This is a genomic window from Paraglaciecola sp. 2405UD69-4 (genome assembly GCF_047525415.1).
GTDB lineage: Bacteria > Pseudomonadota > Gammaproteobacteria > Enterobacterales > Alteromonadaceae > Paraglaciecola.
The window spans coordinates 139779-162742 of record NZ_JBLIXM010000005.1 but is presented as its reverse complement, the minus strand read 5'-3'; the positions used below and the strand labels follow the sequence as shown (position 1 = coordinate 162742).

At 40.8% G+C, this 22964-nt stretch carries 22 protein-coding genes; 11 read left to right on the top strand and 11 right to left on the bottom strand.

Annotation, left to right across the window (positions count from 1 at the left end; translation table 11 throughout):
- Positions 1-29 precede the first annotated feature (29 nt).
- On the top strand, positions 30-236 hold the full coding sequence (locus ACMUMK_RS16085; RefSeq protein WP_414702165.1) for a cold-shock protein: 207 nt from the start codon (positions 30-32) through the stop codon (positions 234-236).
- 234 nt (positions 237-470) lie between these two features.
- On the opposite strand, the gene ACMUMK_RS16080 is transcribed toward ACMUMK_RS16085, so the two are convergent.
- The 3 genes from ACMUMK_RS16080 to arfA form a co-directional block, all read right to left on the bottom strand.
- A complete protein-coding gene (locus tag ACMUMK_RS16080) occupies positions 471-2231 on the bottom strand; it encodes a hypothetical protein (RefSeq protein WP_414702164.1) in 1761 nt (586 codons plus the stop codon).
- 352 nt (positions 2232-2583) lie between these two features.
- A complete protein-coding gene (locus ACMUMK_RS16075) occupies positions 2584-2835 on the bottom strand; it encodes a hypothetical protein (RefSeq protein WP_414702163.1) in 252 nt (83 codons plus the stop codon).
- An 84-nt stretch (positions 2836-2919) separates the two neighbouring features.
- Positions 2920-3123, bottom strand: coding sequence for a ribosome alternative rescue factor ArfA (arfA, locus tag ACMUMK_RS16070; RefSeq protein ID WP_289027767.1), 204 nt, complete (start codon positions 3121-3123; stop codon positions 2920-2922).
- 132 nt (positions 3124-3255) lie between these two features.
- On the opposite strand from arfA, the gene ACMUMK_RS16065 reads away from it, so the two are divergent.
- Together ACMUMK_RS16065 and ACMUMK_RS16060 are read left to right on the top strand one after the other, a co-directional pair.
- Positions 3256-3663 (top strand): hypothetical protein, encoded by a 408-nt coding sequence (locus ACMUMK_RS16065; RefSeq protein ID WP_414702162.1) that lies wholly within the window; start codon positions 3256-3258, stop codon positions 3661-3663.
- A 33-nt stretch (positions 3664-3696) separates the two neighbouring features.
- Positions 3697-4479, top strand: coding sequence for a phytanoyl-CoA dioxygenase family protein (locus ACMUMK_RS16060; protein WP_414702161.1), 783 nt, complete (start codon positions 3697-3699; stop codon positions 4477-4479).
- 15 nt (positions 4480-4494) lie between these two features.
- On the opposite strand, the gene ACMUMK_RS16055 is transcribed toward ACMUMK_RS16060, so the two are convergent.
- Complete coding sequence (locus tag ACMUMK_RS16055; RefSeq protein ID WP_414702160.1) at positions 4495-4656, bottom strand: hypothetical protein; 162 nt, start codon at positions 4654-4656, stop codon at positions 4495-4497.
- Between the two features lie 223 nt (positions 4657-4879).
- On the opposite strand from ACMUMK_RS16055, the gene ACMUMK_RS16050 reads away from it, so the two are divergent.
- Positions 4880-5677 (top strand): DUF1223 domain-containing protein, encoded by a 798-nt coding sequence (locus ACMUMK_RS16050; protein ID WP_414702159.1) that lies wholly within the window; start codon positions 4880-4882, stop codon positions 5675-5677.
- Here the strand turns inward: ACMUMK_RS16050 and ACMUMK_RS16045 are convergent.
- Positions 5674-6267, bottom strand: a complete 594-nt coding sequence (locus ACMUMK_RS16045) for a DUF6624 domain-containing protein (RefSeq protein WP_414702158.1) — start codon at positions 6265-6267, stop codon at positions 5674-5676. The two genes, ACMUMK_RS16050 and ACMUMK_RS16045, sit on opposite strands and share 4 nt — an antisense overlap.
- A 126-nt stretch (positions 6268-6393) precedes the next feature.
- Between ACMUMK_RS16045 and ACMUMK_RS16040 the strand changes: the two genes are divergently transcribed.
- A complete protein-coding gene (locus ACMUMK_RS16040; protein WP_414702157.1) occupies positions 6394-7161 on the top strand; it encodes a substrate-binding periplasmic protein in 768 nt (255 codons plus the stop codon).
- An 87-nt stretch (positions 7162-7248) separates the two neighbouring features.
- Here ACMUMK_RS16040 and ACMUMK_RS16035 read toward each other — a convergent pair whose 3' ends face one another.
- The 3 genes from ACMUMK_RS16035 to ACMUMK_RS16025 all read right to left on the bottom strand — a co-directional run bounded on the left by ACMUMK_RS16035 (position 7249) and on the right by ACMUMK_RS16025 (position 11623).
- Positions 7249-9360 (bottom strand): S9 family peptidase, encoded by a 2112-nt coding sequence (locus ACMUMK_RS16035; protein ID WP_414702156.1) that lies wholly within the window; start codon positions 9358-9360, stop codon positions 7249-7251.
- Positions 9361-9725: 365 nt separating this feature from the next.
- A complete protein-coding gene (locus tag ACMUMK_RS16030) occupies positions 9726-10379 on the bottom strand; it encodes a dUTP diphosphatase (protein WP_414702155.1) in 654 nt (217 codons plus the stop codon).
- Positions 10380-10393: 14 nt separating this feature from the next.
- Positions 10394-11623, bottom strand: coding sequence for a multifunctional CCA addition/repair protein (locus ACMUMK_RS16025; protein ID WP_414702154.1), 1230 nt, complete (start codon positions 11621-11623; stop codon positions 10394-10396).
- A gap of 180 nt (positions 11624-11803) precedes the next feature.
- Between ACMUMK_RS16025 and ACMUMK_RS16020 the strand changes: the two genes are divergently transcribed.
- From ACMUMK_RS16020 to ACMUMK_RS15995, 6 genes are all read left to right on the top strand, one after another.
- On the top strand, positions 11804-12715 hold the full coding sequence (locus ACMUMK_RS16020) for an ExeA family protein (RefSeq protein WP_414702153.1): 912 nt from the start codon (positions 11804-11806) through the stop codon (positions 12713-12715).
- Positions 12708-13742: a general secretion pathway protein GspB gene (locus ACMUMK_RS16015; protein ID WP_414702152.1), complete on the top strand. Its 1035-nt coding sequence runs from the start codon at positions 12708-12710 to the stop codon at positions 13740-13742. Before ACMUMK_RS16020 ends, ACMUMK_RS16015 begins: the two co-directional genes overlap by 8 nt.
- Positions 13743-13918: 176 nt before the next feature.
- A complete protein-coding gene (locus tag ACMUMK_RS16010; RefSeq protein WP_414702151.1) occupies positions 13919-14707 on the top strand; it encodes a substrate-binding periplasmic protein in 789 nt (262 codons plus the stop codon).
- 111 nt (positions 14708-14818) lie between these two features.
- A complete protein-coding gene (locus tag ACMUMK_RS16005) occupies positions 14819-16195 on the top strand; it encodes an MFS transporter (RefSeq protein ID WP_414702150.1) in 1377 nt (458 codons plus the stop codon).
- Positions 16182-18566 (top strand): GH36-type glycosyl hydrolase domain-containing protein, encoded by a 2385-nt coding sequence (locus tag ACMUMK_RS16000; protein ID WP_414702149.1) that lies wholly within the window; start codon positions 16182-16184, stop codon positions 18564-18566. Before ACMUMK_RS16005 ends, ACMUMK_RS16000 begins: the two co-directional genes overlap by 14 nt.
- A gap of 365 nt (positions 18567-18931) precedes the next feature.
- Positions 18932-19702: a substrate-binding periplasmic protein gene (locus ACMUMK_RS15995; protein ID WP_414702148.1), complete on the top strand. Its 771-nt coding sequence runs from the start codon at positions 18932-18934 to the stop codon at positions 19700-19702.
- Between the two features lie 37 nt (positions 19703-19739).
- Here ACMUMK_RS15995 and leuD read toward each other — a convergent pair whose 3' ends face one another.
- From leuD to leuB, 3 genes are all read right to left on the bottom strand, one after another.
- Positions 19740-20363 (bottom strand): 3-isopropylmalate dehydratase small subunit, encoded by a 624-nt coding sequence (gene leuD / locus ACMUMK_RS15990; RefSeq protein ID WP_414702147.1) that lies wholly within the window; start codon positions 20361-20363, stop codon positions 19740-19742.
- Positions 20364-20380: 17 nt separating this feature from the next.
- Positions 20381-21793 (bottom strand): 3-isopropylmalate dehydratase large subunit, encoded by a 1413-nt coding sequence (leuC, locus tag ACMUMK_RS15985; RefSeq protein WP_414702146.1) that lies wholly within the window; start codon positions 21791-21793, stop codon positions 20381-20383.
- Positions 21794-21870: 77 nt separating this feature from the next.
- The gene (gene leuB, locus ACMUMK_RS15980; RefSeq protein ID WP_414702145.1) at positions 21871-22959 is read right to left on the bottom strand and encodes a 3-isopropylmalate dehydrogenase; all 1089 of its coding nucleotides are present in this window, start codon (positions 22957-22959) and stop codon (positions 21871-21873) included.
- Positions 22960-22964 lie beyond the last annotated feature (5 nt).

The window sequence follows — 22964 nt, the reverse complement described above, 5'->3', positions numbered from 1 at the left end:
AAATTTCACCGATTAAAGAAGACATTAATATGAGTAAAGGTACAGTTAAGTGGTTTAACGCTGACAAAGGTTTTGGTTTTATAACTCCTGAAGATGGCGGCAAAGATTTGTTCGTACATCACTCAGAGATCCAAGCTGGTGGCGGATACGCTACTTTAGCCGACGGTCAAGCTGTTGAGTTTGAAATAGGCCAAGGTCAAAAAGGTCCATGCGCTAACAAAGTTATCGCCCTTTAAGTTAAATCTACATAACAAGATACTTAACCTGAAATTGGTTATCGTTATTTTTAAGTTTTAAACCTTAAAAGTCTAAACCGAACTCAATCTAGTACAAGGTTATGTACTTTAAGTTAAATTGAATATCCAGAGGCTGAGCTAACCATTAGGTTGCTCAGCCTCTTTCTTTTATAGCTTAAAAAAATATCCCACCCCTAAAATAGAAGTGGGTTCTTAGCCGCTTTTTATCTAAGGTTACTCGGTTTCATCGTCTTGTTCGTTTATGGTATCCACCATAGCTTTGAAGCGATTCTGCATATCCTCTAAATCTATATCTAATTCGGTTTGCCAGGTATCACCTAAGTCTTTAGTGCTGACAATTTCACCTTTGTCGCAAAGAAAGAATACAGTGGTGTTATTGGTTAGCTCAGGAAGAATAGTGTAACAGGTGTCTTGGGTTGCTCCGTGTGTCTTCCAGTTGGCTCTTTTGTCGCTTTTATCAGCTGCTGCAGAAACGATTCTGAGCTGGCTTTTTTTACTTCCTTTGGTTTTCACTCTGGCAACGGTAACTATAGTGTTATCGGCTAGCATTGTAGGAAGACTGGTATCACTTTTTGCATCACCGAATATACTTAAATTACGGTTTATATCATGCCATGTCTTACCATCATCTAAGCTGTATACTTGGTCGCCAATTCCATCCCATTGGCTTACTTCAAGGCCAACTAAAGCGCCGTGATGTAACTTAGCAAGCTTAACTAATGGGCTGGCTTTAGCTGAACTCCAACTAGCCGTTACAGTGTCATAATCATAAACTTTATTATCGTTAATAACCCTCAAAGCTCCACCTTGGGTAATCCAAGGAAAGAGACCGCCATTTTGGATTAACCAGTCATTTTTATCTTTCTTTTTAAATTGTCCAACTTGTGTCCATGGGGCTGATATGGATTCGAATTCATATACTTGATAATTTTTAGCTTCGCTGGTGAGTGCATAGTGTTTATTGTTACCTTTTCCAAACCACACGATAGCTTCTTTAGCGGATACAGGTTGCATCTCACGCCACTGTGTTGTGCCATTTTCTTGAACGAAAACTAGCCCTCTTTCGCTGCCTACTATTAGGGTATTGTCTAGTTCGATTGCCGATGAAAGCTGACCATTTGTAGGTAAGTTGTTTTGCACCCAATTTCCATCTTTTTGTAATCGCTTTAATTGTCCAAATCTAGAGGCGATTGCTCCTTGAGCATTGTCTTCTAAGTGCAGGGCTATTTCACCATATGCATTTTCACGTGATAGTTGGCTGAGTTTTTCTCGGAAGCTGTCTAGCACATCTGGGGTCCAGCCTATGGTTTCATTAAAATCAATATTGTCACTTAAGTTAGGGTAATGGCTGAGTATAAAGCGAGTAAAGTCTTGCTCATCATTGAGGCGAGTGACATAAGCCTTCAAAGAGGATCTATTGTTCCAGAATGATGTTTCTTTCACGTTTAAAAGTGGTTGAAATACCATGCTACCTAAGTTTGTTAGCCTGTTACTGTCTACTTCAAAGTTACCTGCCGCTTGAAATACAGGCATACTTAACCAAGAGCTAACATCTCCATTTGAAAAGAAACTATACAAACTGGAAATCATATAGGTGCCTTTGGGCATACTGCCAACAAATAATTGGCTATCTATTACACCCATGTCGTTAGGTGATAAAGAGTATATTTCTGGATCCCAGTCTAGTTTTTCAGGATCAAACACCTTTCCTTTCGCCTTGGCTTTTGCTTTGGCTCTCTCTATTGCCTTTTGTTTCATTTCTTCCATGTTATCGGTACGAACCACGATTATTTCGGTCCAACCTTTGTGCAAAGCAGCCAGTCTATCTGTGTTATTAATCATCTGCACAGCGACTATGCCGTGCCCAGCAGGCAGAGCGCTGGTAGCTGATATATTAGTGGATTTGATAGTGGTGGAACCACAACCAGTTAAGAATAAAAGGGTAACAATTATCTTGGCTATCAAGTAACGCATTGATATTCCTTGAGTTATAGAATTCTAATTAGGCTGCGATACTGACTGATAATGAAGTGAATTTCTAGTGCTTTAAGTCATAGTTGCACCATATGAGATTTACTCACAATAGGAAATTCCTTAACCTGATTTATGGATAAGAAGTATCGTTAAAGCTAATTTTAATGATATACATCAATGGCTTGCTGCTACCCACCTAAATCTCTTTACGTAAAGGTTCACTCGATGGCGAAATTTTTAGTGTATAGCGAGGCGGGTTGTTGTGCGTAATAAGGTGGTATTGCTAGACAATCCAACCTAGATAGGCACAAAAAGAGCCTTAGCGAGAGGTTCGGCTTATCCAGTATTCAGGTTATTTAGATATAACTTTGCCGCCAATCAATTTGAATGCAGGCGTGCCTCGAATTAAAGTATCTCTGGCGAAAACTGTATGGCAATGGGGGCAAGTGCATGGCGTGACAGTGTAGTCTTTAGTAATACGTTCTTTAAAGCATTTCACTAAAGCCCTTTTACCACCTTTGCGGTATTTAAATAGCTGGGTTTTACATTGGCGACAATGAATATTAACGGCAGTGTCTGGGGCTTTTTTATTAGGCTTAGCCATAGGAGCCCTGTGGGGATATGAGGGCTCGGTTAAAATTAATATTCATGTGTAAAAAGTCTTATTTAATGAAAGCTCAGATAAATACTAAGCAGCCATTAAATAAGACTCTTGTCTTAGATTTTTAGCTTTACGTTGATAAGAGCCTTTGCCTTTTTTAGGTTTGACTATCTGCATCTTGTATACTTTAGAGGTGACTAACGCAGCTAAAAAGTTGTCTTTAATCTCTCCTCGTCCTAGCTCGGTTTTGTTACCATTAGCTTTTGCTAATTGTTTTTTGGTTTTGCTCATTTTTATATCCTTAAAGGTTAGGTAAGCATTACTATGCATTAGCAATGCGTGGCTATTATATAGGCAAATTACTTTAATAAAATAGCGTTCTTTCATGCCTGCAACAAATTATTTTAAGGCAGTTATAAACACATGATTTCTAAAAAAGTCCGCGAGCTTTTTAGCTCAATGATGGAAGCTCAAGGGGAAGGTACGCCTGTAACCTATGATGTGGAAACCGAGCAATACACAGGATATTTTAACCATACTGTGGTGAATAAATTTATTGATGCTGGGTTACTTGAGCTGGTTGAAAATAATGATGGTTTGATTTGCGTTATCATGAACGAACGGGATGATTTTATCAGTAGTTTTGCCTCTGGAGTCAATGAAGCACGCCTTGGACGAGACCAGTATTATGCTGACTATAACGCTAACCCTTTTGCTTTTTCTGTTGGCTACGAGCACTTCTTACATGTAAGCAAAAAGCCTAAATTGTTAGTTGGGTATGTATGCCATGGATTTATAAACGATGAAACTGGTGAGTTACATGTCCAATAAGTGTAACCAAGCATATTTTTTGGTGAATGTTTAGTGAAAGCGCTGCAAACAAGTTGGGCAACCCAATATGAAGACCAGGGGTATTTTGTAATTCGCAACTATTTTTCTGAATCGGAAATGTCTGCTCTTAGAGATGTTATTTCGGTATTTCATGAAAAATGGAAGCAAGATAACGCCAAGTTCTATGAAGAGGTGGCATTTAACTCTTCTTTGGTTACTGGCAGCCAGTACCTTGGGGCAACAGATAGAATGACGCTATTTAACTTCATTAGCTCCCCCAAAATGATGCAGGTCATCGAGTCTTTGATCCCCACACAAGCTGCTTTTATGAATACCCAGTTATTTTTTAATCCAATAAACCCAGAGTTAAAGGATTTTTGGCATCGAGATTGTCAATATGATCACGATCTTGCTGGTCAAAAAAAGGCGATTGCAGAAACCCAAGTGGTGCACTTGCGAGTGCCTTTGTTCGATGAACTAGGGATGGAGTTAATACCTGGTACTCACAAACGTTGGGATACCCAAGAAGAGCTAGATGTCCGCGAAGAGGAAAATGGCAGACGCAGTAATGATAGTTTACCCGGTGCTACAAGCATTCCTCTTGCAGCTGGGGACGTATTGGTGTTTTCTGCTGATATGATTCATCGTGGTTTATACGGGTTAGACCGCCTAGCATGGGATATTTTGGTTTTCGATGCTACCGCCGATTTTGCAGACTATGTTGACCCTGACTGCTTACCCACTCCCGCTATGTTATCCAAAATCCATGACCCTCGTTTATTTGCTAAAACGCTCTCGTTAACGTCTGGCAACTAAAGTCTGTAGGTTATTTTAATCTTTAGATTGGGAGGTATTGAAGGACTGGGCGTACTGACGTTCGTGACGCTCGTTTTTATGGCCTGAGCCCTTATGTCCAAAAAAGGCACAAGAGCTAGTTAAAACCGCTATTACGGCTAGGGTTGCTACTAATTTTACACCTTGTATATTTTTCATCACTTACTCACTGGTTAATCTTGGATATCATTTTATCTTTATGGTCTTTCGAGGGAAAGACTGCAGATAAGTTCACTCAATCTAGCATGAACATGGCTAATATTTGGGTTTCACCTGCTTGTTTACCTGTCCACAATGACATGAAAATGTGATTTTTGTTGTGATGATACTGTGATACTTGGGTCTTATAGTTAGTTGATGATTTCGCTTTTGATGGTTAAGCATGAATAATTATTTTTTGATAGGTAGTGGAGCTAGGGGGGCGGCGTTACGTCAATTTATCTGGGTAATGTTAGTGGTTTTATCTAGTTTTACTGCCCATAGCTTTGAAAAAATTGAATTTACGTCTTCTTCACAGCGCCCTCTATTGTTAGAGCTATACTCTTCACAAGGTTGCAGTAGCTGTCCTCCAGCTCAAAAGTGGGTGAATAGTTTTACTGAGTCTCCTGATTTGTGGAGTAAGTTTATACCTATTGTTTTTCATGTGGATTATTGGGATTACATTGGGTGGAAAGACCCGTTTTCATCTGCTGAGTTTTCAAACAGGCAAAGGAGCTTTAAGAGTGCTGGGTTAATAAATTCGGTATACACCCCAGGGTTTGTGGTAAATAGCCATGAGTGGAAAGGATGGTTTACTGGCAATGCTATAGACACAAGTAAACTTGTACGAACATCTAATATCACTTTAACAGTAAGCGCGGATCAAGATAGGGTAAGAGTCAATTATGATTATATTGATCCAAAGAAAGCAGAAGAGGGGCGTATCCATGTTGCCGTTTTAGGTTTTGATGTTGAAACCCAAGTTAAAGCCGGTGAAAACGCCCACAGGACCTTGCGTGATAATTTTATGGTACTAGGTTACCAGCAGCAAAAAATGCACAGCGGTCAGCATGTCATTCAATATCCTAAACTATCTGCTACAGCTAAAAAATATGCCTTGGTAGTATGGACAAGCAAACCCAATGGGTTAGTGCCAACTCAAGCTGTAGGAGGGTATTTACCACAAGGTTTTAAGTTTTAGGGTAACTTGGTTAACTCCAGCTGCTTTTTAAACTCTGCGAATGGCGGTAGGTTCAGCTCAGCCCTTAATTGGTCTAAGGAGTGGACATTCTCAATAGGGCTAAAAACAAGCTTACCATGTGTAATTTGGTATTGAGTACCAAACACTTGCTTTTGCCCTTTTCTAATAGCCACTAAGTCTGTGATATCAGCGACACTTTGCCCTGTTACCCCTTGGCCGTTCATATAAGATTGAATAATAAGTGGCAGCATGTTTTGTTGAAACTTTAAGTCTTCAGAATACTTCACTATAGTCACAGCTGCATTTACCCCTTGGCTGCCTACTAAGGATTGGCTAGGCCAGCCGTGAAGAGATACGATTTCTTCAAGAGTTTGGGTGTGCAGATTCAATATATCCGTTTGTAATTGCTGTAGCACTTGGTTATCTATGGCGCTTTGCTGGGTTATTTCTAAGGCTTGCTGCGCCATTTGTATTAAGCGACTTTGTAAGCCTTGATTTAGCTCTGCGTGGGCTGTTTGACTGATAGTCAATAAACATGAAAAAACGAATATGTAGTGAAAAGAGAAGAGGTGTAAATAGTTTTTTAGCATAGGTCTCTATTTTTATAAGGTTGTAAAGGGTATCTTTATACTCATTACTGAGCATTTTACACCTTAACCTTAAAGCTTGGCTAACTCAAAGTGATAGTTGCTTGCTCCTTCGCTTAGGAACGAAAAATGAAAACAAAGAGATTACTAAAGGAGGTAAGTTTACAGTTTGAAATAAAGCTGGCCGTGTTCTTTTTCTGTAGTTTTAGTATTTCAGTGGCCGCATCAGATACTATTTCTATAGCCGTTGGCCTAAATAAACCTCCCTATGTTATTCAAGCTGAAGATAGTGGTTTTGAGGTAGAGATAATTCGTAGTGTTTTTTCAAAAATGGGAAAGCAGGCAAAATTTAACTACGTCAACTATGGCCGCGCTTCTAAAATGCTTACCATGCCAAATATTGATGCTGTTATGACCACAAACAGTAATGTTTTCACTGACACAACTGTGTTATCTGATAGTTATATTACTTATCAAAACGTGGCGATATCTCTTAAAGAAAACAATTTCGACATTACACAAATATCTGATTTATCACATTATTCCATAGCAAGTTTTCAGATTGCTCACAAAGTGCTAGGTCCTGAGTTTGAAGACGCAGCACTTAGCAGCCCACTGTATGTGCAAATTCCCCAGCAAAAAAATCAACACGTTTTGTTAATGAAAAAACGTATCGATACTTTGATTATGGAAAAAGAAATCTTCAAATACTTCCTACGAAACAGTGAATGGGCAGATCAAATCGACAAGATTCGTTTTCATGCTGTCTTTCCTGTTACTTACCTTAACGTGGCATTTAAAGACAAAAGTAATATTGAACCCTTTAATCAGGCGCTAAAAATATTTGTAAAGTCAGCTGAATATAAAGAGCTTAAACTCAGATTTAATATAGATTAAGTGAACTCGCTTGTTGCTACAGATCTAATAACCAAAAAAAGGGCATCAACAAGTGATGCCCTTATCAATATCATAGTGAGCGGTTAATTATTCGGTGTCGTCAGCCTCTTGTTTCGCTGGGTCGTATTTGGCAAACCAACCCATAATGTTATCGGTTTTGCTGACCAAACGACTGGGGCGAGAGGCTATGTAATGGGGGGCACTGGGTACCCGTATTAAGGCCGTATCTACCTTTAACATCTTTAATGCTGTGTAAAATTGCTCAGCTTCCCATGCTGGAGTTCGGTAGTCTTCTTCACCCACCATCAACAAAGTAGGTGTGGTGACTTTATCTACATAGCTGATGGGAGAGCGTTTTAAATATACCTCAGGTTCAGACCAAGGATCAGCTCGTACCCAATGTTTTCTAACAAACTGACCAATATCTGCTGCTAATGCCATAGTCATCCAGTTAATCACTGGTTTTATGGACGCAGCTGCGGCAAAGCGTTTGGTCTTGGTGGTGATCCAAGCTGTTAAAATTCCGCCTCCTGAGCCACCTGTTACAAACAAGCGTTCTGGGTCTGCATATTTCTTAGTTACTACTTCATCTACTACTGTCATAAGATCATCGTAGTCGTACCCTGGATAGGCTAAATCTATACTTAGTGCAAAGTCTTCACCATAACCTGTTGAGCCTCTAGGATTAACCCAAACTGTTACATAACCTTCAGCTGCATAACGTTGTATTTCGCTAGCAAAGAAAGGCCCATACATGGCATAAGGGCCGCCATGAATCTCCAAAATCATTGGGTAGCTTCCATCTGCTTTAAAGTTAGGAGGGAAAGCCACCCAAGCTTCTATCTCTAGCCCATCGTGGGAAGATTTAACTTTAATTTCTTCTACTGGTGCCATATCTAAGTAGGGCAGTACGTCGTCATTCAGCGCAGTGAGTATTTGTTGATCTTTACCCTTTATAGTGGCAACACCGACTTCAGCGGGGCGATCGCTAAAGCCGGCGGTATAGGCAACCATAGGCTTTTTATTGTGGCTAACTGAAAAGCTACCTGCTGCGTAGGGGCGGCCAATTGATGTACCACCTATATTGGTGATGAGCTTGGTGACTTTGCCTTTTAAACTAATATTAAACAGACTTAATACACCATGGTCTTCTGATAAAACTAATAAGCTTTTACCATCAGGAGCCCAAAGTGTTTGACCTATGCTACCAGCAAAGTCTGCAGCCAATGGTTTAACATTGCCGCCATCTGCATCCATTACATACAAGTCAGTTTGTTGATAAGACAAGACTTTATCGTCATAGCCTAAAAACGCGATAGTTTTGCCATTTGGTGAAACAAGGGGGGAGTGATCTGGCCCATCTCTACTGGTTAATGCCGTGATATCTAGCGTGCTTAAATCTAGTTTATAAATTTCACTTTCGATGAAATCTAGGTATCCGTCCTCAGCTAAATTTCCAGTGACTAGTAGGGTTTGATTGTCGAGCCATTCTGGGTTTGATAGTCCGGATTCTTCAAAGGTTACTTGTCTTGGGGTTCCGCCATTTACAGGGAGTGTAAAGGTTTGGTTTGCACCTTCTGGTAGGTAGCCTGCGCCATCAAAACGAAAAGTGAGTTCATCTATTACATTGAAAGGTTTATTCCACTGTGCGCCTTTGGGTTGTTTTGGTGGGTTAGCAAATGAGGTTTTCTTTGCTTCTACAAACATATTAAAGGCTAAGTGACTGCCATCTGGTGACCAAACTATGCCAGATGCGCCGGCAAACAATTGAGCCAATGAGTAGCTTATGCCCGTATCAATAAAAACACGCTTTAGTTCAGGTGTACCATTATGATAGCTGGTAAATACTAAGCTTTTTCCATCCGGAGACCACACTGGAGAAGAGGCGTATTGGTCTGCAATTAGAGGTCGATTTTGACCTGATTTAATATCTAATATCCATAATTTACCAGCGTCTTTGTCGGTGGTTTTATCCATGCTTTGACGCAAATAAACAATGGTTTTACCGTCTGGAGAAATTTGCGGGTCTTTTGCGTATTCCATATCGAATACACGTTCTGCGGTAAATCGCTTAGAAGGTGTTTTAGTATCACTGGCTGCCAATATTGAAGTTGGCAGTAGCGTAGCAGACACTACTGAACAGGTAATAACTGCCCGTAGCATTTTTATATTGACGAACTTTTCAAACAAGTTCTGCATAGTATTATCCCTTGTAATCATTATTGTAGTTTTATGAGGTGCCTATTATCAGAGCGAAACACCAGTCTAAACTGTATCACGATAACTAGAAGCTAGGTTAAGTCAGCTTGGTTTGCATAGGGGATTTGGTCAAATTATTTGTAAGAAAAAATGTGGTAAGTTGGCTGGTAGCAAAGGAGTGAATACTGCGTCTGAATTAGGATGCATTACTAGGTATAAGTATAGGCAGTCACAGCAAATAGAGGGGGTTGTAGCCAAAACAATCATTGCTGCCTTAGTGTTAAACTAAAAAACTGCACCAAGGTACAGTTTTTTAGGAATGAATTTCAATTCGTATAGGAATACTTTTTTAACTAAGGTTAGGTTTAACTAGGATAACGCTCACTGAGACCAGTATAAACTTGGTCGCTGTAGTCAGCTAAGCTGATATCCAAACTATTCAACACCTCTACTAAATGTTCATTGTCTTCTTGGCCATTCCACACCTTAATGTAACTGCCGTCTTTGTAGCCATGATCTTGGCGGAAAAAATTTAAAATGTTTTTCCCCACATATTGGCGATACAACTCGTCTGAGTCCATTTCAGCTTGTTCTACTATTTTGATAAATAGTGGTACATCAAAGCGTTTAGCTGCACATAAACCTGTCATCAGTTCTAAATTATCTAAAATATCCAAGGTACTGAAATCGTAATCTTTACCGTCAAAGGTCACGGCCGTTTTAGTTGATGTGAGCTGCTCCGCTATGGTATTTGCAGATAACTGTACGTCGCCTTTAAAACTAATGAGTATTTCTGACAGTGCAAAATGCCAAATATCCACTAACTCCATTTGCAATTGTGGTAAGTCTTTTTGCTGTGCTTTCCACCATTTCCAGCCGTGATGCTCAATGCCTTCAACTGACTCAATCATAGCGGCTCGTAAATATCCATAACCGGCGTTTAGCCAGTCAGGGTTTACTTTTGCATTCATATTGCCTTGTAACGTTAACATAGTGGCTAGTTGCGTGGGTGTAAGCATAATGGAGCGGATCCTTATTTGTTGTCGCTATTTTTAAGTTCGTTGATAATACGTATACGTTCTTGGTTTACTTGTTCTTTAATGGCAGGGCCCTTGTAGCCTTTGGCAACTATGGCTTTTACATCAACCTTAGCGGCTCGAGAGTATGCTTGCCAAATATAATCCGCATTTGCATAAGGGATATCTTCAAAGGTGGTTCTACCTCTAGCATCAGCCTTGCAGGCTAATAAAAAGTCTGCAAAGCGTTCTGGCTTACGCCAAGCATCACATGCGTTTAACATGGCTAAAATCGTACTGGCTTTAAGCTCATAAGCTTTATGCACATGGGTATGGTATTCACTTACCATCAAGCCTAGATCTCGGCATTCATTAGGCACTTTTAGGCGAGCGCTCAGGGCTTTGATTGCATCTAGTCCTAGTTTTTCATGGCCACGGTGTGAAGGCCACTTTTCAGAAGGGGTGAGGCCTTTTCCTAAATCGTGTACTAGCGCGGCGTAGCGTACTGATAATGTTTTTGAAAGCCGAGTTACTTGTTGCAAAACCATCATTATATGCACGCCCGTGTCTATTTCTGGGTGCCATCTAGGTGGATTGGGAATACCCCAAAGTTTATCTAATTCTGGAAACCAATGTGCTAGTGCGCCACATGATCTTAAGGTTTCAAAATACACTTCTGGATGATCTTCTAACAAGGCTCGAGCGGTTTCTTGCCAAACCCTTTCAGCACTAAGTGCCGTAAGCTCTCCTGATGATACTATGTCTTGCATCATAGTTAAGGTTTGCGGAGCAATAGTAAACCCTAAATAATGATATCGCGCAGCAAATCTAGCCACACGTAATACTCTTAAGGGATCTTCTATAAATGCATCGGAGACATGGCGTAGCAGTTTATTATTTAAGTCTTGTTGGCCGTTAAAGGGATCAACGATTTTTCCTTGTTCATCCATCGCCATAGCGTTAATGGTAAGGTCGCGTCGTAGTAAATCTTCTTCTAAGGTTACTTTGTTGGAAGCATCACAGCTAAAGCCTGTGTATCCGCTACCTATTTTGCGTTCTATACGGGCTAATGCGTATTCTTCTTTACTTTTAGGATGCAAAAACACAGGAAAGTCAGCCCCAACGGCCACAAACCCTTGCTGTAACATTTGTTCAGGCGTTGCGCCAACCACCACCCAATCTTTGTCTTTTATTGGGCGCTTTAATAGTTGGTCGCGAACCGCGCCACCCACTAAATAAGTTTGCATATTAAGCTCATTTTTTTCATTCTAGGTATTATGCCTTAGCCCAGTTAATTGCAGAAGCTAACTTTCACGAAAATACAATTAAAAACTACCATAGTGTCTTTGACAATATCTAGTTAACTGGTTAGTTTACGTGGGCTAATTTAATCCGTTATTTAAACACCACGAGCGCCTGCCGAACTTATGTATTTAAGCTATTTTGGATTAACCGATAATCCTTTTTCAATTGCACCTAACCCAGACTATTTATTTATGAGCCCTAGGCATAAAGAAGCCTTGGCCCATTTAATTTTTGGGCTCCGTGAAAGTGGTGGCTTTGTGATGTTAACCGGCGAAGTTGGCACGGGGAAAACTACGGTTTCTCGCAAGCTAATGCAGCAGTTGCCCGACAACACCCAAGTGGCAATGATTTTAAATCCTACTTTGTCGGCATTGGAGTTACTGGCCACTATCTGTGATGAACTTGGGATTGAATATTCAAGCGAACGGGCCAGCTTGAAGTATTTCACTGATAAAATTTTAAATAAGTTAGCAAGTAACCATCAGACTGGCATCAATACAGTGTTGATCGTTGATGAGGCGCAGCATCTTTTACCTGAAGTGTTGGAGCAGTTAAGGCTGTTGACCAACTTAGAGACTAATCGTGAAAAACTGTTGAAAGTGGTGCTAATTGGACAGCCTGAATTACAACAACTTTTAAAGCGTAATGAATTACGGCAATTGGCTCAACGTATTACCGCTCGTTACCACCTATTACCACTAACCTCATCGGAAGTTGGGGCCTATATAGGTCACAGGTTAGGGGTAGCAAATGGTGATGTTAGTGTTTTTTCAAAAGCCACCCTTAAAACTGCCTTTTTAATTAGTGGCGGGATCCCTAGAGTGATCAACCTGTTATGTGACAGAGCACTTACTCTTACTTTTACAAAGCAGCTCCCTGTTGTGCCACAACATTTATTTGTAGTGGCAGCAGAACAAATTCTTGGAGCTGATGTCGTTAAGCAAAGGCGCAGTAAACTTTGGACCTATGCCTTGTTGGCGATTTTTGCAGTCTCTCTGGCAGCAGGGTTTTGGGTGGGGTCTCTAAATGGGTAAAATAATTGATATTAATGGGTTAACCCCGGGTATGGTCATCATTCGGGTGACCCGTCAAAATGGTCCTGTTCGCATCAGAAAAACAGGGTTAGTCACTAGCCAGGCTATGGTTCAAGGCCTGATTGAAATGGGGATCCAAGAGGTTGAAATTGACCCAGAGCAAACCGTAGAAGTTGAACGTGAGAAAACCAACAAGTCAGCAACGCGGCAAATGCTTGAAAGCAATAATGTCACGAATACCCGAATCGATGATGGTCTATCAGATCATTTTCATCGCAGTTTATTTTTGCCTTCGGTACAAGATATTCCCTCAGCATGGCTATTTTATACAAAACGTTATGCCACAGCAGGCTTGATAGCAATTGCTGGTTTTGGTTTAGGCTGGGCACTGTCTCACTATAAAGAAATTCAGGCTACGTTTGTAGCTGCACCACTAGTCGAGATTCAACCAGAGCAAACTACCACAGAGGTTCAGCTTACTGATGTTGAAAATGAGGCGCTTGAAACTCCTAAAGATATCGAGACTGAAACCGAAACAAGTACAATTGATACTACTCAAACGGATGCAAAATCAGCTCAACCTGATACCCCTAAGCCTGAACAAATACCTGAGCAAGCGCCTCAAGTTGTTAGTAGTCAAGCACCAGAGCCAGAAATACAGCCTCAGCCGGTAGCCGCAGAGGAGCCTGCTATTTCAGCTGATTTACTGGCTCGATTTAGAGAAGCTGTGTCTGAGGTGGGAGATGAGCCTGTCGAGACAGAGGTACAGAAAAATACCGCTGCTAATGGCGTGTCAAGAATAGAGCAGTTGCCTGTGTGGGTTTTAACAGAGCTACCTAGTATGTCGTTTTCAGCACACATGTATGCATCCGATGATGCCGAGCGCTGGGTTAGAGTCAATGGTGCGCGAATGCAAGAAGGAGATATGATCGACGGTAAAGTTGAAATTATTAGCATTTCTCCGCAAATGGTGGTTCTAAGTTACCAAGGTCATGAGTTTTCAATGGATGCATTGACGGACTGGTAATAGCTTAATATTCGATAGCTTAAAGAGCTACGGGTTAATGTTCAGATGAAGCTTTGACTGACTAAATTAAGGATACTTAAGAGAGTGTCTAAATTCATATATCTGATATGTCATTATATTAATTTAAGGTGTGTTTTTAAAAACTGACCCATAAAGAAGGATTGAGAAGGGCCAAGATGTTTATTTTTGAACGACGCTTTGTAATTACATGTGTGTTGGTTATTTGGGCTGGGGTGGGCTTAGCTAATGGGCAAGCGCAAGAGTTACCTCAGACGGGCTCGGTAAAATTAGCAACAGGCAGAAATTACGCCCCTTTTGTAGACGATAGTTTGCCCGAAGGTGGCTGGTCTGTAGATGTTATCAAGCAGACTTTCAAACAACTAGATTTAAATATTGAACTTGATATTGTTCCTTGGGAGCGAGCTTTAAAGTGGACTAAAGACAATCAAGTATTGGCTGCGTTTCCTTTTGTTTACTCCGAGGCGCGCGCACAACAATTTATTTATTCAGATCCTATAAATTATGTACCTATACATATGTATGTTGCTCAAAATTCTGATTACTTATCTATAGAGCAACTTAAAGGAAAGCGTCTTTGTTATCCATTGGATTACAGCATTGGAGCAATTGAACAAGGTATTATTGATAGGTTTAATTTTGTTGTTAATCGTGCAAAAGATGGCTTTGCTTGTGTCAAACATGTCACCAAAGGCTGGAGTGACGCAGGTATCACTAATGGTTATATTGATGCCACGCGGATAAAAGTAGGTGATAAAAAACAACCAGCTATTAGAGTATTTGATGAGCTGCTGGGCAATATTCCACTTTATTTGGTTGTTGGTAAGCATCACCCCCATGCTCAAAATTGGATTGAAGAGTTCAATCATGGACTGAAATTGCTGGAAACCAGTGGTAAACGTTCGAGCATAGATCAGCATCACTTACACATCATTCAAAAACCCTAACAAAACCTCCTTATTTCTCTTACTATAAATAAAACTGTAAACGTTTTCATTTATGTAATAGCATTGTATTTATTATGTTTTAAAGTTGTTTAATTAACAGAGGTGTACTTTATGACCGATAAACCATCCAATCAAAAATTAACGGTTTTTGAGAAAGTCGGTTATGCCATGGGGGACGTAGCGTCTAATTTTTATTGGCGTGTATTTGATGTCTTCTTGTTTATTTTTTACACCGATGTATTCGGATTGTCACCCGCAGCTGTTGGTACCATGATGTTGGTGACTAGGCTTATTGATGCGTTTTCTGACCCTATTATGGGAGCGCTTGCTGACCGTACCCAGACTCGATTTGGAAAGTTTAGACCTTATCTGCTTTGGGGGATCATTCCAATTGCTGCCGCAGGTATTTTAACCTTTACTGTTCCAGATCTGGATGAAGGCGGTAAGTTAGTTTGGGCCTATTGTACCTATATATTTATGATGTTGGCTTATACCTTTATCAATGTGCCCTACGGTGCCTTGTTAGGAGTAGTTACTGCTGATAGCCAGCAACGTACTACCTTAACTAGTTTTAGATTTATTGGGGCGTTTTCTGGCGGGACCTTAGTGGCCTATATGACACCTAAGTTGGTGGAGTTGTTAGGTCAAGGTAATGAAGCTTTAGGCTGGCAGCTCACTATGTCTGTTTATGGATTTGTGGCCTTGGTTTTATTTACATTAACCTTCTTAGCTACAAAAGAGCGAATTGCTCCTCCTGTGGGACAAAAAACACCTGTCATTCAAGATATTAAAGATTTATTGGCGAATAAGCCTTGGATCGTACTTTTTACCTTAGCCCTAGTGATTATGATGACCATCTCATTACGAGGTAGTGTTGGAACTTTTTACTTTAAATATTATGTGGATCGCGAAGCCTTAATAGCAACGTTTTTGACTATCTACATGGTTTCTTTGGCAGTGGGTGCTGCAAGTACCCCCTTGTTAACGCGATTTTTAGATAAGAAAAAACTCTTGATGTTACTGATGGCATTAGTGGCGATATTATCTGTGGCATTTTATTTTGTGCCTAAAGATCAAATTTGGTTGATGTACACCTTGCAAGGGGCAATTGGTTTATGTCTTGGCCCTAAATCACCTTTGGTTTTTTCTATGTACGCAGACACGGCAGATTATTCCCAGTGGAAGACGGGTAGGCGAGCAACCGCCATGGTGTTTTCTGCTGCAGCTTTTGCACAAAAATTAGGTGGAGCCTTAGCTGGAGCCATGATTGGTTGGATGTTGAGCTCATTAGGTTATGTGGCCAACCAAAGTCAAAATGCTGGCTCTGAGCAGGGCATAGTGCTACTCATGACCCTTATTCCTGCTGGGTTTGCAATACTAGCTGTGTTTGTGGTGCGCTTTTACACCTTAGATGAAGCACAAATGAAAAACCTTCACAAAGAACTCAAATTTAATGAAACACGAGAGGTAGATAGTGTCAGTAATTAATTCATCTGTGCTTGAGCGCCATGAAAAGGGCGCGAAATACAGCTTAAAAAGTCCTACTGTGCTTCCAAATGCCAGTGCATTTTTGTGGAACAAAAAGATGCTGATCCAAGCTAATTGCCGAGGTTATGCAATCGCGCAATTTATGCAGCCAGAGGCAGGTAAATATGTATCTGGACCGGCATTAGAAGCTAAAACCTTTATGCAGCCCGAGCAACCTTATTATGCCCATCATCCAGGGCGTTTTGTGTATATCAAAGATAAGGCAGATGGCGCAATTTTTTCAGCTCCCTATGAGCCTGTTCGTGCTCCATTAACACATTTTGAATTTATCACTGAGCCCCATCAAATCAGCTGGGTGTCAGAATATAACCAAATAAGAGTGACTTTGTGCCTGCGCTTACCTACAGAAACCGCTGTAGAGTGTTGGCAAGTTAAGGTAGAAAACCTATCTGATAATGAGCGTGATATTAGTGTGTATCCCTATTTCCCTGTGGGGTATCGCTCGTGGATGAATCAATCAGGTCAATTTGACGAAAGCTTAAATGCTGTGGTTTGTAGAAGTATTGAACCTTACCAAAAAGTGCAAGATTATTTTAAAAACCAAGTTCTTCACGAGCTAACGTTTTTAACTGCAGATGTGAAAGTTGATGGCTGGGAAACCAGTCAACATGTTTTTGAAGGTGAAGGAGGGCTGCATCAACCTAGTGCTATTTCTGCAGAAAATTTAAGTAACAGTGTTGCAAATTACTGCACGCCTACTGCTGTGATGCAGTTCAATATGATTTTAGGCAAAGGACAGACTAAGAAAATTAATTTGTTGTTTGGCCCTGCTAAAGATCATCAACAAATTAGTGAATATAAAGCATCGCTTTTGGGAGCAAATTGTTTTGACTCTTTTGCGACTCAATACAAGGATTACCTACAAAAAGGGCAGGGCGTATTACAAATACAAACCCCTGATGTTGAGTTTGATGCTTATGTGAATCATTGGTTAGCACGACAACTTTATTACCACGGAGATGTAAACCGTTTAACCACAGATCCGCAAACCCGTAATTACTTACAAGACAATATGGGTATGAGCTATATTTTGCCCGAGGTTAGTCGTAGTGCATTTCTTTGTGCCTTGAGTCAACAAGCTGCCACGGGTGAAATGCCAGATGGAGTATTAATAGCTGAAGGGGCTGAGCTTAAATATATTAACCAAGTTCCTCACACAGACCATTGTGTATGGCTGCCAATTTGTTTGAAAGCTTACTTAGATGAAACTGCCGACTATGCTCTGTTAGATGAGATGCTTGGTTTCAGTGACAGCGAAGAACAAGCCAGCGTCGCTGAGCATATTATCCGCGCCATGCAGTGGTTAGAGCAAAGCCGAGATGAACGTGGCTTGAGTTATATCAATCAAGGTGATTGGTGTGACCCTATGAATATGGTGGGCTACAAAGGTAAGGGGGTATCTGCTTGGTTAACTTTAGCCTCAGCTTACGCAATCAATGTATGGGGTGAGATAGAACAAACAGCCAAGGGGGAGTATTCAGATAAAACTCGTACTTTGTTGGCTAAAGCTGAAGAAATGAACCAAAAAGTCAATCTCCATTGTTGGGCAGGTGATCGTTTTGCGCGTGGTATTACAGATGATGGAAGGGTATTTGGCACTGAAAAAGATGAGCAAGGTCAATTATTCCTTAACCCTCAAAGTTGGGCGTTTTTAAGTGGTGCGGTGAATTCTGAGCAAATCCCCTTGATGTTGAAAACAATTTCAGAAAACCTTGAAACCCCTTATGGCTGTATGATGTTAGCCCCGAGTTACACCAGTATGGTTGAGGATGTGGGCAGGGTAACCCAGAAGTTTGCAGGTACGGCTGAAAATGGCTCAGTATATAATCACGCAAATGCTTTTTATATTTATAGTCTTTACACCTTAGGTGAAGGGGATATGGCATTTAAGCAGCTAAAGAGCATGCTGCCCACCCGAGAGGATATGCATAAAAGAGGGCAACTGCCTTTGTTTATACCTAATTACTACCGAGGAGCCTACTATCAATACCCAGCTGAAGCAGGTAAATCGAGCCAGTTGTTTAATACGGGTACTATTTCTTGGTTTTATAGGTGTTTGATAGAAAACTTATTTGGAGTCTCTGGCTGTAAACAAGGTTTAAACATCAAACCTCAATTACCTAGTCTCTGGGAAAGCGCCACAATAACGCGAGAATTTAGAGGTGCAACCTTTGATATTAAGTTTACTCGAGAAAAGAGCTGTAACGAGCAACAGGTTTGGGTGAATGAAGTATTACTTGATGGTGATTGTATTGAAAATGTTGAGTCAGGGCAGACATATCAGGTGAAAGTGACCTTACCAACTCAGTAACCTTTACCTTTTGTTTTTTAAGATAAGGTGCAGCTAGTTTTGCTAGTCTGTGCCTTGCACCTAACTCCTCCCTCTTTTTCTATTTCGTACTTATTATTGATTAAAATAAGTGTCAAGCTAGACTATTAAAAAATAAGCTGCTGAACTAAACTTGTTTTTAGAATAGTTTTAAGCAATTGATTTTCTTTTTATTATTCTCATTCATATTAAAAGTGATCTCTTAGCGTGTATCCAGCGTTTCTTGTACTAAGTGTCGGTATGTAATTTTGAAGGACCAAAGCTTAGAGCAAGAATGTTTTAAATTGGCCTATTTAAGCTTTATGTGAGTGGGCGGTTATTATTTCAGGTTGGTGTTAATGCCTTTTATGACGTGCACGAAAAACTATATATCTAGTTTAACTTGGTTATGCTTGTTAATGATGGCCTTATGGGTAAATGTTGCCCATGCCAAGAACACTAAAATTCATGTTGTGACTGAATATTTTCAAAACTATCAGCTTAAAACCGAAAGCGGCCAATTGAGCGGTTTTGCTGTAGAAGTGGTTGAAGCTTTATTCGACAAAACTGAATATACCGCAAACATTAGTGCCTTACCTTGGAGCCGCGCCCTTAAAATAGCTAAAGAAGAAAATAACACTTTAATCTTTTCTATCGCTCGTACTAAAAGTCGCCAGAAGTATTTCACTTGGATTGGTATTTTAAGCAGTGAGCCACAGTTTGTTTGGGCTTTGAAAGAGAGGTTTCCAAATAAATTCTTGCAGCAAGAAGAGTTAACCCCCTATCACTTTGTTGTTATTCGAAACACTAACCCTGAAGATGTGTTGACCGACCGGGGCTTTACTAATCTTGTGAGAGTATCTACTGAGAGTCAGTTGGTTGGCATGTTATACAAGCACAGGGCCGACTTTATCGCGAGTGGCGAAAGCGTGATGCGTTATAGACTAGAGTCTCAAGGATATGAGTTTAGTGATATTAGGCCAGTTTTTAACTTTGAAAATCTCAGCTCAGATTTAGGGTTAGCTTTTAATATAAATACGGATCCTAAAATTATTACTGCTTTTCAAAAAGCATTTCTAGAGATGCAACAAAGCGGTGAGTTATCTAAGTTTAAAGAAAAGTGGAATATTAAATATTAAAGGTGACGCTCTTGGCGTCACCTTTAATCAGTGATACCTAAACTTGTTGCCAAGCTGGGCGGCTATTTTCAAAAGCAGTGATTTGTGCGTCTAACTCTAAGGTTTGACCAATGGCATCAAGGCCTTTTAACAAATTAGTTTTATGTTGCTCTGCAATTTCAAAACTAAAACTGTGATCTCCAACCACTACAGTTTGCTGTTCTAAATTAACTGTAATACTGGTAGTTGGGTCTTGTTCTACTAATGAGAATAATATATCCATTTGTTCACTTTTAAGCTGAACAGGCAGTAATTGGTTGTTGATGCAATTGCCATAAAATATATCTGCAAAACTCGTGGCAATAAGTACCTTAAAACCGTAATCATCTAAGGCCCAAGGGGCATGCTCACGGCTTGACCCACAACCAAAGTTTTCACGAACTAGTAAAATACTCGCGCCTTGGTGCTCGGGTTTATTTAAAGAAAATTCAGGGTTTAATTCCTGCTCATGTAAATCCAAATAACGCCAATCATGGAATAAATGTTTACCATAACCGCTACGAGTTACAGCAGTTAAAAACTGCTTAGGGATAATTTGGTCAGTATCGACATTCGCTTGATTTAATGGCGCTGCGGTACCTGTATGTATGTTTATCCCAGCAGGAGTGGTTTGAGTTGTCATAAGTCTATCCTCTTGGGTTATTGATAGTCGCGAACGTCAGCGAAACGGCCAGCCAATGCAGCAGCAGCTGCCATAGCAGGGCTAACTAAGTGAGTACGCGCACCACGGCCTTGGCGACCTTCAAAGTTACGGTTACTAGTTGATGCACAACGATCGCCACTTTGTAGAATGTCGTCATTCATACCTAAGCACATAGAGCAACCAGGTAAACGCCATTCAAACCCAGCTTCGATAAATATTTTATCTAACTGTTCTTCCTCTGCTTGTTGCTTAACCGATACTGAGCCAGGTACAACGATAGCGGTTACGCCTTCAGCCACTTTTCCTTTCTTAGCGATTGCTGCGGCTGCTCGCATATCTTCAATACGGCCATTGGTGCAAGAGCCAATAAATACGTTGTTTACAGCTAGGTCCGATAGTTTCTGACCTGGAGTTAAGTCCATGTACTTAAGGGCTTTAACTGCAGAGTCTTGATCAATAGGATCGCTAAAATCAGATACAGCCGGCACTGGCGTGTTAACACCAATTACTTGCCCTGGGTTTGTTCCCCATGTAACTTGCGGAGTAATATCTGCTGCGTTTAATTCGATTACCGAGTCAAAGCTTGCGCCTTCATCAGATACTAAACCTTTCCAGTAAGCTAGTGCTTGTGTCCAATCATCACCTTTAGGCGCGTATTCACGGCCTTCTAGGTAATCAAAGGTGGTTTGGTCAGGAGCGATAAGTCCTGCTTTAGCTCCGGCTTCGATACTCATGTTACACACAGTCATACGCTCTTCCATGGTTAGCGCAGAGATTGCCTCACCACTGTATTCGATTACATGTCCTGTGGCGCCTGCGTGACCAATTTCACCAATAATAGCCAAAATTATATCTTTAGCTGTAATACCGATAGGAAGCTTGCCGTTTACTTTCACCAACATGCTTTTAGCTTTGGTTTGCTTCAAGGTTTGCGTTGCAAACACATGTTCTACTTGTGAAGTACCAATACCAAACGCTAGCGCGCCAAATGCACCATGTGTTGCTGTGTGTGAGTCACCACAAACCACTGTCATTCCAGGTTGGATTAAACCAAGTTCAGGCCCCATTACATGGACAATACCTTGCTTTTGATGACCTATTGGAAATAATGAAATACCGTGCTTTTCGCAGTTGTTAGCAAGAGTTTGTAATTGCAATTGGTTAGTTGGGCCACAAGCATCAATGGCTAAAGAGCGAGTTGATATACTGTGATCCATAGTGGCAAAGGTACGCTGTGGGCAGCGTACTTTTCTGTTTTTGCTATCAAGGCCATCAAAGGCTTGAGGCGAAGTCACTTCGTGAATTAAGTGACGGTCGATATACATTATACCTTCACTGCCTACTGCAGATGAGGTGTTTTTATCGATGACATGATCTTGCCATATTTTATCATATAAGGTTGTCGCCATTATGCGTACTCTCTTCTTTATTTGTTACATTGCGCCCCATTATAGGAAGGGCACAATTTCATTAGGCATTAGGTTGTTTAAACAATCTGCGCTGCCACATAATCGCCTACTGCACTAGTGCTTTTGGCTTGGTCTTGTTTTTCTGGTGCTAATAATTCACCGGTTAATATGCCGTCACTTAAGGTTTTCATCACTGCTGCGTCAATGGCATCAGCGGCGGCTAATTCGTTTAAGCTGTATCTCAGTAGCATAGATAGCGAGAGGATCTGTGCAATTGGATTAGCTATACCTTTACCTGCAATGTCTGGAGCAGAGCCACCTGCAGGTTCAAACATTCCATAACCGTCACTATTGATACTCGCTGAGGGTAGTAATCCCATAGAGCCGGTGATCATGGCGCACTCGTCAGAGATAATGTCACCAAATAGGTTTGAACATAACATAACGTCGTATTGGCTTGGGTTACGTATAAGTTGCATCGCAGCATTGTCGATATAGATATGCTCTAGCTCAACTTCTGGATAGTCTTTAGCGACTTCTTCGGTTACTTCACGCCATAAGCGGCTACAAACTAATACATTGGCTTTATCAACAGAGGTAACTTTTTTGCCACGCTTCATGGCGGCTTCAAATGCAGTAATCGCGATACGGCGGATTTCTTTGCGGCTGTAACGCATGGTATCAAAAGCAAACTCTTCTTCGCCTTCGCCTTCTAAGCCTTTAGGTTGACCGAAATAAATACCACTCGTCAGCTCACGCATTACTAAAACATCAAAGCCTTTGGCGGCGATATCGGCACGTAAGGGTGATAAATTTTCAAGACCAGGGTAAATTCTGGCTGGGCGTAAATTACTAAACAAGTCAAAATGGCCACGCAAAGCTAATAATGCTGCGCGCTCAGGTCGCTCTTCTAATGGTAGGCTGTCCCACTTTGGGCCACCAATAGAGCCAAACAAAATGGCGTTGGCTTCTTCACAACCTTTTAACGTCGCTGGTGGAAGTGCTTGACCATGGTTGTCTATAGCAATACCACCTACATCAAATTCATTTAATTCAAAGTTAATGTCGAATTTTTTACTGACTGCTGCGATTACTTTTTTGGCTTCTACCATGACTTCTGGGCCAATACCGTCGCCAGCCAATACTGCTATTTTATAATCGGACATTGTAC

Bases quoted from the DNA above. Each gene is read 5' to 3' on its own strand.
- ACMUMK_RS16085 (WP_414702165.1), top strand. From the start codon at position 30: ATGAGTAAAGGTACAGTTAAGTGGTTTAACGCTGACAAAGGTTTTGGT.
- ACMUMK_RS16080 (WP_414702164.1), bottom strand. From the start codon at position 2,231: ATGCGTTACTTGATAGCCAAGATAATTGTTACCCTTTTATTCTTAACT.
- ACMUMK_RS16075 (WP_414702163.1), bottom strand. From the start codon at position 2,835: ATGGCTAAGCCTAATAAAAAAGCCCCAGACACTGCCGTTAATATTCAT.
- arfA (WP_289027767.1), bottom strand. From the start codon at position 3,123: ATGAGCAAAACCAAAAAACAATTAGCAAAAGCTAATGGTAACAAAACC.
- ACMUMK_RS16065 (WP_414702162.1), top strand. From the start codon at position 3,256: ATGATTTCTAAAAAAGTCCGCGAGCTTTTTAGCTCAATGATGGAAGCT.
- ACMUMK_RS16055 (WP_414702160.1), bottom strand. From the start codon at position 4,656: ATGAAAAATATACAAGGTGTAAAATTAGTAGCAACCCTAGCCGTAATA.
- ACMUMK_RS16050 (WP_414702159.1), top strand. From the start codon at position 4,880: ATGAATAATTATTTTTTGATAGGTAGTGGAGCTAGGGGGGCGGCGTTA.
- ACMUMK_RS16045 (WP_414702158.1), bottom strand. From the start codon at position 6,267: ATGCTAAAAAACTATTTACACCTCTTCTCTTTTCACTACATATTCGTT.
- ACMUMK_RS16040 (WP_414702157.1), top strand. From the start codon at position 6,394: ATGAAAACAAAGAGATTACTAAAGGAGGTAAGTTTACAGTTTGAAATA.
- ACMUMK_RS16035 (WP_414702156.1), bottom strand. From the start codon at position 9,360: ATGCAGAACTTGTTTGAAAAGTTCGTCAATATAAAAATGCTACGGGCA.
- ACMUMK_RS16030 (WP_414702155.1), bottom strand. From the start codon at position 10,379: ATGCTTACACCCACGCAACTAGCCACTATGTTAACGTTACAAGGCAAT.
- ACMUMK_RS16025 (WP_414702154.1), bottom strand. From the start codon at position 11,623: ATGCAAACTTATTTAGTGGGTGGCGCGGTTCGCGACCAACTATTAAAG.
- ACMUMK_RS16020 (WP_414702153.1), top strand. From the start codon at position 11,804: ATGTATTTAAGCTATTTTGGATTAACCGATAATCCTTTTTCAATTGCA.
- ACMUMK_RS16015 (WP_414702152.1), top strand. From the start codon at position 12,708: ATGGGTAAAATAATTGATATTAATGGGTTAACCCCGGGTATGGTCATC.
- ACMUMK_RS16010 (WP_414702151.1), top strand. From the start codon at position 13,919: ATGTTTATTTTTGAACGACGCTTTGTAATTACATGTGTGTTGGTTATT.
- ACMUMK_RS16005 (WP_414702150.1), top strand. From the start codon at position 14,819: ATGACCGATAAACCATCCAATCAAAAATTAACGGTTTTTGAGAAAGTC.
- ACMUMK_RS15995 (WP_414702148.1), top strand. From the start codon at position 18,932: ATGACGTGCACGAAAAACTATATATCTAGTTTAACTTGGTTATGCTTG.
- leuD (WP_414702147.1), bottom strand. From the start codon at position 20,363: ATGACAACTCAAACCACTCCTGCTGGGATAAACATACATACAGGTACC.
- leuC (WP_414702146.1), bottom strand. From the start codon at position 21,793: ATGGCGACAACCTTATATGATAAAATATGGCAAGATCATGTCATCGAT.
- leuB (WP_414702145.1), bottom strand. From the start codon at position 22,959: ATGTCCGATTATAAAATAGCAGTATTGGCTGGCGACGGTATTGGCCCA.